Here is a 9,431-nt window from a genome sequence, read left to right as displayed (position 1 = left end):
GCCTTGGGCTCGGCGGCGTCACCCCGTGCGGGGCGCGGTGGCCGGGCACGTGCGGGGCCGCCGTAGCAGGTGAGGTCTCGTCCATCGTCGAGCGAGAACTGGAGCTGCCAGCGAAGGTCGATGTCGCGCACGTTGTTCCAGCCGAAGCTGGTACGGCGCAGCATGTTCTGCACGACGACGCCCTCGGGGTCCACCCGAACCGAGGAGACGTAGCTGAGCTCGTAGACGACCCACAGAGCCAGCAGCACCCACGGGGCGATGAGCAGCATCTGCACCCAGCTCCCTCGCACGACGGTGTCGCCGAGAAGGAACAACGCGAGCAGCGTGCTCGGGATCAGGATGACCAGTCCCGAGGACGCGCGATACGTTCGCGCGCCCTCGGGATGCTGTGGTTCGGTCACCGTCAGCGACCGCCGAGAGGGATCGACGCCCCGGGGATCGCCTTGAGCAGACGGTCGGTGTACTCCTGCTGCGGGTTGGCGAAGATCTCGTCGACAGTGCCCTGCTCGACGATCCTGCCCTTCTCCATGACGCACACGAGGTCGCTCGACACGCGGACGACGGCGAGGTCGTGCGTGATGAACAGATACGTGAGCCCGAGCTCGGACTGGAGTTCGGCGAGCAGCTGCAGCACCTGGTCCTGCACGAGCACATCGAGCGCCGAGACGGCCTCGTCGAGCACGATGATGTCGGGCTTCAGTGCCAGTGCACGCGCGATCGCGACGCGCTGACGCTGTCCGCCCGACAGCTCGTTCGGGTACCGAGTGGCGAGCACGCGCGGCAGCGAGACCTGATCGAGCAGCTCCTCGACGCGTTCGCGCTGCGATGCGCGATCGCCCACGCCGTGGATCTGCAGCGGCTCGGCGATCGTGTTGCCGATGTTGCGCAGCGGATCGAGCGAGCCGTACGGGTCCTGGAAGACGGGCTGCATGCGACGACGCAGGCCGAACGCCTGAGCGCTCGACAGCTTCGACACGTCCCGGCCGTCGATCTCGATGGTGCCGCTGGTGGGCTCCTCGAGCTTCAGCACCATCTTCGCCACCGTGGACTTGCCGGAGCCCGATTCGCCCACGAGAGCGAGCGTCTTTCCTCGGGGGATCTCGAACGACACATCGTCGACCGCTCGGAAGGCCTCGCTGCGGAACCCTCCCTGACGGATCCGATAGTCCTTCGTGAGCCCCGCGACACGCACGGTCGGAGGGATGGCGGCGAGGTCTTCGATCGTCTCGATGCCTCGGTCCTCCACCACTGCCTGGATGCGCTGCGACGCGACGCTGGGCGCCGCAGCGACCAGGCGCTTCGTGTAGGGGTGCTGAGGGTTTTCGAGGATCTGGCGGCTCGGCCCTGCCTCGACGATGTTGCCGCCGTTCATCACGATGATCTTGTTCGCACGCTCGGCCGCGAGGCCAAGGTCGTGCGTGATCAGGAGCATCGAGGTGCCCTTGTCGCGGGTGAGCGAGGCCATGTGGTCGAGGATCACGCGCTGCACCGTCACGTCCAGAGCCGAGGTCGGCTCGTCGGCGATGAGCAGCTTGGGGTCTGCCGCGAGCCCGATACCGATCAGCGCACGCTGACGCATGCCGCCTGAGAACTGATGCGGGAACTGATGCAGTCGCTTCTCGGCATCGGCCAGGCCCGCCTGCTGCAGAACCTCGATCGTGCGCGCCTTGGCACTCCCGCGATCCCGGGCGATGCCGTTCGCACGGATCGCCTCCTTGACCTGGAATCCGATGCTCCAGACGGGGTTGAGGTTCGACATCGGGTCCTGCGGCACGAAGCCGATGTCCCGACCGCGCACGGCCTCGATCTCACGGCGGTTCAGCGTCGTGAGCTCTCGCCCGTCGAGGGTGATGGACCCACCGGTGACCTCTCCGGTTCCGGGAAGCAGGTTCACGATGGCCGTGGCCGTCGTGGACTTGCCTGATCCCGACTCGCCGACGATGGCGACGGTCTCGCCCGGCATGATGTCGAAGCTGACTCCGTGGAGCACTTCGCGCAGCCCCTCCTGGGTGCGGAAGGCGACCGTGAGGTCGCGGACGCTCAGCAGAGGGACCTGTTCGGTGACGCGCTCGCTCATCGGCGTGCCCTCGCCTTCGGGTCGAGGGCGTCTCTGATGAGCTCGCCCAGGGTGACGAATGCCAGCACCGCGAGGGTGAGGGCGATCGACGGATAGATGAGTGCCATCGGCGCCACGCGCAGCGAGGCCTGAGCCTTCGCGATGTCGTTGCCCCACGACATCACGTCGCTGCCGAGCCCCACTCCGAGGAACGAGAGCGTGGCTTCAGCGACGATGGCCCCAGCGAGGCCGAGCGTCGAGACGACGAGGAGCGGAGCGATCGCATTCGGGACGACGTGGTTCAACAGGATCTTGAACTTCGACTGCCCGAGCGCCTGCGATGCCATCACGAAGTCGGCTTGGCGGACGCGGAGCACCTCCGCCCGAACGACACGCGCGGTCGAGGCCCAGGCGAACGCCCCGATGGCGAACGCGAGAGTCCACACCGACCGGGCGTCCCGGAACACGGTCATCACGACGACGGCCGCGAGGATGTACGGGATCGCGAAGAAGATGTCACCGATGCGCGACAGCAATCCGTCGAGCCAGCCGCCGTAGAAACCGGCGAGGGCTCCCATGATCAGGCCGAGCACAGACGAGATCACGGTGGCGATCAGGCCCACAGCCAGCGACGTCTGCGATCCCCACACGATGCGGGCGTAGATGTCGCACCCCTGGAACGTGAATCCGAGGGGGTGCCCCTCGGTCGGCCCGCCGTTGCTGTTGGAGAGCTGGCAGCCTTCGTTGGGAGGTGTGGAGGTGAACAGCGTCGGCCACAATGCCATCACGAGGAAGAACAGCGCGAGCGCGATCGAGAACCAGAACAGGGGGCGACGGCGCAGGTCGAACCAGGCGTCCCTCCACAGGTTGCTGGGCTTGTCCGAGATACGGACGGCGTCGACGGAGATCGACTCGGTCTCCACCGGGGCGACGTAGTGCTGAGGTGTGGAATCAGGCATAGCGGATCCTCGGGTCGAGCAGACCGTAGAGCAGGTCGATGAGAAGGTTCACCAGCACGTACAGGATGACGAACACCGTCACGAAAGAGACCACAGTGGGGCCTTCGCCGCGCAGGATCGCCTGGAACAGCGTGTTACCGACACCCGGGACGTTGAAGATTCCCTCGGTGACGGTGGCGCCGACGAGCAGCACGCCGAAGTTCGTGGCGGAGTTGGTGATGACGGGAATCAGCGAGTTGCGCAGCACGTGTACGGGAAGCACGCGACCCCGTGAGAGACCCTTGCTGTAGGCGGTGCGCACCCAGTCCTGGTTCAGAGTCTCGATGACGGAGCTGCGCATCAGACGCATACTCACGGCATAGAGGCTGAAGCCGAGGACGATCGCCGGGAGCCATAGTCCGCCCCAGTCGTTGTCCGCGCCCACGGTGGGCTTGAACCATCCGAGCTGGATCGCGAGGAAGTACTGCGCGAGGAACGCTGCCACGAAGATGGGGATCGCGATCGCGACGAGGGCGATCACGAGAGACACGTTGTCGAACAGCTTGCCCTTGCGCAGCGCCGAGATGGTTCCGATGATGATCGCCAACACGAACTCGATCGCGATCGCCATGACGGCGAGGCGCCCCGTGACGGGGAGAGTGGCGGCGAGGACGGCCGAGACCGGGCGGCCCGAGTAGGTCGTGCCCAGGTCACCCTGGAAGACACCGGTGATGTAGTACCAGTACTGCACGATGAACGGCTCGTTCAGGTGGTACTGCTCGCGCAGCTGCTCGAGGACAGCCGGGTTCGGGGTCTTGTCACCGAAGAGCGCGAGGATCGGATCGCCGGGCATGGCGAACACGAGGAAATAGATGAGCAGGGTGGCTCCGAAGAAGACCGGGATCACCTGCAGAAGACGTCTCAGAATGTAACCGAGCATCCGCTTGTCCCTTCTTGAGGGCAAAGAAAGCGAGGCGAACACAGCCCACGAGGCGGTGACGAAGAATCGTCACCGCCTCATGGGTGAAGTGCCGTCAGACTTTACTCGCCGGCCTTCGTGATCTCGTAGTACAGCGGGACCGAGTTCCAGCCGAACGTCACGTTGTCGACGTTCTCGCTGAACCCACCGGTCACGTTCGAGTACCACAGCGGGATCGCAGGCAGATCCTGGAACAGGATCTCCTGTGCCTTGGTGAAGTCCTCGAGCTGCGCGTCGGGGTCGGGGTTGCTGATGCCCGCCGAGATGAGGTCGTCGAACTCGGGGTTCGAGTAGTCACCGTCGTTGGAACCGGCGCCCGTCGCGTAGAGCGGTCCGAGGAAGTTGTACAGACCCGGGTAGTCGGCCTGCCAGCCCGAACGTGCCGCCGTGGTGATGGTGCGGTCGTTGATCTTGCTGCGCAGGTCCTGGAAGGTCGGGTACGGGTCGCCCGACGCCTCGATGCCGAGCGTGTTCTTGATGCTGTTGCTCACTGCGTCGACCCAGGCGTCGTGTCCGCCGTCGGAGTTGTAGGCGATCTTGAAGTCGCCCTCCCACGGAGCGATGGCGTCAGCCTCGGCCCAGAGTTCCTTGGCCTTCTCGGGGTCGTAGCTGAGGACCTCGTTGCCGGGGATCGAGTCGGACCAGCCGGCGATGACCGGGGAAGTGAAGTCCGCCGCCGGGGTGCGGGTGCCGGAGAAGATCGTCTCGGTGATCTCCTCGCGGTTGATCGCCATCGACAGCGCCTGACGACGCAGCTTGCCCTCTTCGCCGCTGAAGTGCGGCAGGAACTGGCCGATGGTGAACGACTGGAACACAGCAGAGGGCTGGTTCACGGCGCGGTCGCCGAGCTCGTCGGTGAAGACGGCCAGCGAGTTCGTCGGGATCGCGTCGATGACGTCGACCTCGTTCGACAGCAGGTCGGCGTACGCCGCTTCCTGCGTCGCGTAGAACTTGATGGTGAGGCCACCGTTGGCCGCCTTGCGTCCGCCGTCGTAGTCGTCGTTGCGGACGAGCTCGATCTGGACGTCGTGCTGCCACGCGTCTTCGTCGGCGATCTTGTACGGGCCGTTGCCGATCGGGTTCTGACCGAAGGCATCCATGTCTTCGAATGCGACATCGGGCAGCGGGTAGAACGCCGAATAGCCGAGACGCAGCGCGAAGTCGGAGGCCGGCTTGTTGAGCGCGATCGTGAAGGTGTAGTCGTCGACCTGCTTCAGGCCGGTGAGCTCGGAGTCCTCGTCGTAGCTGAAGCCCTCGATGTCCTCGAAAAAGTAGCTGGAGAGGTGGCCGTTCGAGAGCTTCGCGCCCTCGTTCCACGCCTTGATGAAGTTGTCGGCCGTGACCTCTTCACCGTCGGTGAAGGTCAGGCCTTCCTTGATCTTGATCGTGAGGTTCTGGGGGTCCTCGGTGGTGATCTCCTCAGCCACGTCGTTGACCGGCTTGCCCTCGGCGTCGTAGTAGATCAGCCCTGCGAAGATCTCGTCGAGGATCTTTCCGCCACCCACCTCGTTGGTGTTGGTCGGGATGAGCGGGTTCTCCGGCTCGGATCCGTTGGTCGTGATGATGGCGTCCGCGTTGACGTTTCCGCCCGCGTCACCGTTCGACTCGTTTCCGCCGCTGGCGCAGCCCGCGAGCGCCAGGGCGCCGATCACGAACAACGCGGTGCCCGCAAGGGCGATCTTGTTGCGCTTCACTTTGTGTCCTCCTGTGGACATTCGGGGTTCTGCGTGCGCATCGTCGAGCACGCAGGGATACCTGAGCGTAACCCGCCGCCTCGCCCACGGACGCCCTCAGCTAACGAACTGTTACTGAGTGGTGACCATCTGTAACACCGGGGAAACACCGCGAAACAGCAGACGGTGCCGCGCTCCCATACAGAAGCGCGGCACCGTCTACTCAGATGAGCACGTGGTTCAGGCGAAAGCCTCCACCGGCGGGCAGGCGCACACGAGGTTGCGGTCGCCGTACGCCTGATCGATGCGACGCACCGGCGGCCAGTACTTGCCGGCGACCAGGGCGTGCACGGGATAGGCGGCATCCTCTCGCGAGTACGCATGGTTCCACTCCCCCGCGATGAGCGACACCGCGGTGTGCGGCGCGTGCACGAGGGGGTTGTCGTCCGCGGGCCAGCGTCCGGCGGCGACCGCATCCGCTTCGGCCTTGATCATGACCATCGCCTCGACGAACCGCTCGATCTCGTCGAGGTCCTCCGACTCGGTCGGCTCGACCATGAGGGTTCCCGCGACGGGGAAAGACATGGTCGGCGCGTGGAAGCCGTAGTCGATGAGGCGCTTGGCGACATCGTCGACCGTGATGCCGGTCGCTTCCTTGAGCGGGCGGAGGTCGAGGATGCACTCGTGCGCCACGCGGCCGTTCTCGCCGGTGTAGAGCACCGGGAAGTGGGCGCTGAGGCGCTCCGCGATGTAGTTCGCCGACAGCACGGCCGCAGCGGTGGCCCGACGCAGTCCATCGGCTCCCATCATGCGCACGTACGCCCAGGAGATCGGCAGGATGCCCGCGGATCCGTACGGAGCCGCGGAGATCACGCCGCCGCCGAACGTGTAGCCGCCGAAGTGCTCGGCGCTCTGTGCGAGCGGGTGCGAGGGGAGGAACGGCGCGAGGTGGGACTTCGCCGCCACCGGTCCGATGCCGGGCCCGCCGCCGCCGTGCGGGATGGCGAAGGTCTTGTGCAGGTTGAGATGCGAGACATCGCCGCCCAGGTCGCCGAAGCGCGCATAGCCCAGCAGCGCGTTGAGGTTCGCGCCGTCGACGTACACCTGTCCGCCCGCGTCGTGCACAGCGGCCGTGATCTCGACGACCTGCTCCTCGTACACGCCGTGCGTGGAGGGGTAGGTGATCATGAGAGCGGAGAGGTCGTCGGCGTGCAGGGTGATCTTCGCGCGCAGGTCGTCGAGGTCGACGTTGCCGAGCTCGTCCGTCGCCACGACGACGACCTTCATCCCCGCGAGCACGGCCGAGGCCGCGTTCGTGCCGTGAGCCGACGACGGGATGAGGCACACCGTGCGGTGCGCGTCGCCGTTCGCGTGGTGATAGCCGCGGATGGCGAGGAGGCCCGCCAGCTCACCCTGCGAACCGGCGTTCGGCTGCAGCGAGACCGCGTCATACCCGGTGACCTCGGCCAGCCAGCCCTCGAGCTGCTCGATGAGCTCGAGGTAGCCCTGCACGTCGGCGGCCGGAGCGAACGGGTGGATACCGGCGAACTCCGGCCAGCTGATGGCTGCCATCTCGGTCGCCGCGTTGAGCTTCATCGTGCACGAGCCCAGGGGGATCATTCCGCGATCGAGCGCGTAGTCGCGGTCGGAGAGGCTCTTCAGATACCGCATCATGGCGGTCTCCGAGCGGTGCGAGTGGAAGACGGGGTGCGTGAGGTACTCATCCTGACGCAGCAGCGCCTCGGGAAGCCGGCCGTGCTCGGAGGCGGCGATGTAGCCGAAGGAGCGCCCTGTACCCGATGCGAAGCAGCCCGCGACCCGGTCGAGGTCGGTGAACGTCGTGGTCTCGTCGACCGAGACGCCGACGGTGTCGGCGTCGACTTCGTGGAGGAGATAGCCCGCGTCGTGCGCGGTGGCGACGATCTCGGAGGCGCGGCCCGGCACGCGGACACGGAGAGTGTCGAAGAACTCCCTGTGCTCGATGTCGAGTTCGAGCTCGATGAGCCAGGTGGCCAGAGCGTCGGCCTTGCGGGCCACGTCCACGGCGATCGCCCGGAGCCCGTCCGGACCGTGGTAGACCGCGTACATCGACGCCATGACGGCCAGCAGCACCTGCGCGGTGCAGATGTTCGACGTCGCCTTCTCACGACGGATGTGCTGCTCACGCGTCTGCAGCGAGAGCCGGTAGGCGGGCTTGCCGTCGGCATCCACCGAGACACCGACAAGACGGCCGGGCAGCTGACGCTCGAGACCGGAGCGGACAGCCATGTAGCCCGCGTGCGGGCCGCCGAAGCCCATCGGAACGCCGAAGCGCTGCGTCGTGCCGACCGACACGTCGGCACCGAGGGAACCGGGCGAGGCGATCAGCGTGAGAGCGAGCAGATCGGCGGCCGCGACCGCGAGAGCACCGGAGAGGTGCGCCGCTTCGAAGACGGCCGACGGATCCCACACCCGTCCGGATGCGCCGGGGTACTGGACGAAGACGCCGAACAGCTCGGAGGGCAGCTCCTCGCCCGCAGCGAAGTCGACGGTGACGATGTCGATACCGAGCGCCTCCGCGCGCGTGGCGAGCATCGCCCTGGTCTGCGGGAGCGCGTCCGCGTCGACCGCGAACACCGTCGACGACGACTTCGAGGCGCGCCGGGAGAGCAGCATCGCCTCGACGACCGCCGTCGACTCGTCGAGCATCGAGGCGTTCGCCGTGGTGAGGCCGGTGAGTTCTGCGACCATCGTCTGGAAGTTGATGAGCGCCTCCAGGCGCCCCTGCGAGATCTCCGGCTGGTACGGCGTGTACGCGGTGTACCAGGACGGGTTCTCCAGCACGTTGCGCTGGATCACCTGCGGCGTGATGGTGCCGTAGTAGCCGAGGCCGATCATCGGTCGGTTCACGGTGTTGCGCGAGGCGAGCGCGCGCAGCTCGGCGAGAGCCTCAGTCTCGCTCGCGGCGGACGGGATGCGCGAGGGCGCGTCCGCTGCCTCGGATGACGGGCCCGTGTAGATCGACGCGGGCACGGCCTGGCGCATGAGCGCCTCGACCGGGCTCAGCGCATCGTCCGCTCCGGCGTTGTCGAGACCGAGGGCGGCGAGCATCGTGCGCTGCGCGGCATCCGTGGGTCCGATGTGACGATCGGCGAAAGTGACCACTGGCGAATCAGCCCTCCGTGAGTGCGACATAGGCGTCGCGGTCGAGCAGTCCATCCAGCGCGCCGTCGGCGACGGCGACCTTGAGCAGCCATCCGCCCTCGAACGGCGCCGCGTTGACCAGCGACGGGTCATCGACGGCCGCGTCATTGATCTCGACGACCGTGCCGGAGACCGGTGCGTACAGCTCACCGACCGACTTGGTGGACTCGATCTCTCCGACGACCGCTCCCGCGGTGACTTCGGTGCCGACGGCGGGGAGCTCGACGAACACGACGTCGCCCAGCTTCTCGGCGGCGTAGTCGGTGATGCCGATGGTCACGGTGTCGCCGTCAGCGGCGATCCACTCGTGCTCTTCGGTGTAGTGGAGTGCGGCGAGATCGGTCATTTGGTCCTCCGGTAGAAAGGCAGGGCGGTCACGGTCGCGGGGATCCTGGTGCCCCGCACATCAAGGAATACTGCGGTTCCCTCTTCCGCGGAAGAAGGCTTCACGTAGGCCATCGCGATCGGATGACCGAGCGTGGGGCTGAGCGCCCCGCTCGTGATCTCGCCGAGCGCCGATCCGTCTTCGTCGACGACGGCGTATCCGGCGCGGCCGGCGCGCTTGCCCTCGGCCACGAGTCCGACCAGGACCGGCGCTTGCG

8 protein-coding genes are annotated in these 9,431 nt (G+C 66.7%); all 8 read right to left on the bottom strand.

Annotation, left to right across the window (positions count from 1 at the left end; translation table 11 throughout):
• Positions 1-401, bottom strand: a 401-nt coding sequence (locus tag KZA10_RS03185) for a PH domain-containing protein (RefSeq protein ID WP_218682157.1), incomplete at its 3' end; no start/stop codon positions are given.
• Between the two features lie 2 nt (positions 402-403).
• The gene (locus KZA10_RS03180; RefSeq protein WP_218682156.1) at positions 404-2,077 is read right to left on the bottom strand and encodes an ABC transporter ATP-binding protein; all 1,674 of its coding nucleotides are present in this window, start codon (positions 2,075-2,077) and stop codon (positions 404-406) included.
• On the bottom strand, positions 2,074-3,015 hold the full coding sequence (locus tag KZA10_RS03175) for an ABC transporter permease (RefSeq protein ID WP_055864465.1): 942 nt from the start codon (positions 3,013-3,015) through the stop codon (positions 2,074-2,076). The genes KZA10_RS03180 and KZA10_RS03175 overlap by 4 nt, the downstream gene beginning before the upstream one ends.
• Entirely contained in the window at positions 3,008-3,934 is a 927-nt protein-coding gene (locus KZA10_RS03170) for an ABC transporter permease (RefSeq protein WP_218682155.1), read from the bottom strand. Before KZA10_RS03170 ends, KZA10_RS03175 begins: the two co-directional genes overlap by 8 nt.
• A gap of 101 nt (positions 3,935-4,035) precedes the next feature.
• The gene (locus tag KZA10_RS03165; RefSeq protein ID WP_218682154.1) at positions 4,036-5,667 is read right to left on the bottom strand and encodes an ABC transporter substrate-binding protein; all 1,632 of its coding nucleotides are present in this window, start codon (positions 5,665-5,667) and stop codon (positions 4,036-4,038) included.
• Positions 5,668-5,886: 219 nt separating this feature from the next.
• Positions 5,887-8,820, bottom strand: coding sequence for an aminomethyl-transferring glycine dehydrogenase (gene gcvP / locus KZA10_RS03160; RefSeq protein ID WP_151486096.1), 2,934 nt, complete (start codon positions 8,818-8,820; stop codon positions 5,887-5,889).
• Complete coding sequence (gcvH, locus tag KZA10_RS03155; RefSeq protein ID WP_017828663.1) at positions 8,798-9,175, bottom strand: glycine cleavage system protein GcvH; 378 nt, start codon at positions 9,173-9,175, stop codon at positions 8,798-8,800. Before gcvH ends, gcvP begins: the two co-directional genes overlap by 23 nt.
• Positions 9,172-9,431 (bottom strand): glycine cleavage T C-terminal barrel domain-containing protein (locus KZA10_RS03150; RefSeq protein WP_306300783.1); only part of this gene is annotated, 260 nt, incomplete at its 5' end. The genes gcvH and KZA10_RS03150, both read right to left, overlap by 4 nt.

It is taken from the genome of Microbacterium sp. BF1 (genome assembly GCF_019279095.1).
Taxonomy (GTDB): domain Bacteria; phylum Actinomycetota; class Actinomycetes; order Actinomycetales; family Microbacteriaceae; genus Microbacterium; species Microbacterium maritypicum.
This window is presented reverse-complemented; position numbering and strand designations above follow the sequence as displayed.

Coding starts and splice junctions, on each gene's coding strand:
- KZA10_RS03180 (WP_218682156.1), bottom strand. CDS start 2,077: ATGAGCGAGCGCGTCACCGAACAGGTCCCTCTGCTGAGCGTCCGCGAC.
- KZA10_RS03175 (WP_055864465.1), bottom strand. CDS start 3,015: ATGCCTGATTCCACACCTCAGCACTACGTCGCCCCGGTGGAGACCGAG.
- KZA10_RS03170 (WP_218682155.1), bottom strand. CDS start 3,934: ATGCTCGGTTACATTCTGAGACGTCTTCTGCAGGTGATCCCGGTCTTC.
- gcvP (WP_151486096.1), bottom strand. CDS start 8,820: ATGTCGCACTCACGGAGGGCTGATTCGCCAGTGGTCACTTTCGCCGAT.
- gcvH (WP_017828663.1), bottom strand. CDS start 9,175: ATGACCGATCTCGCCGCACTCCACTACACCGAAGAGCACGAGTGGATC.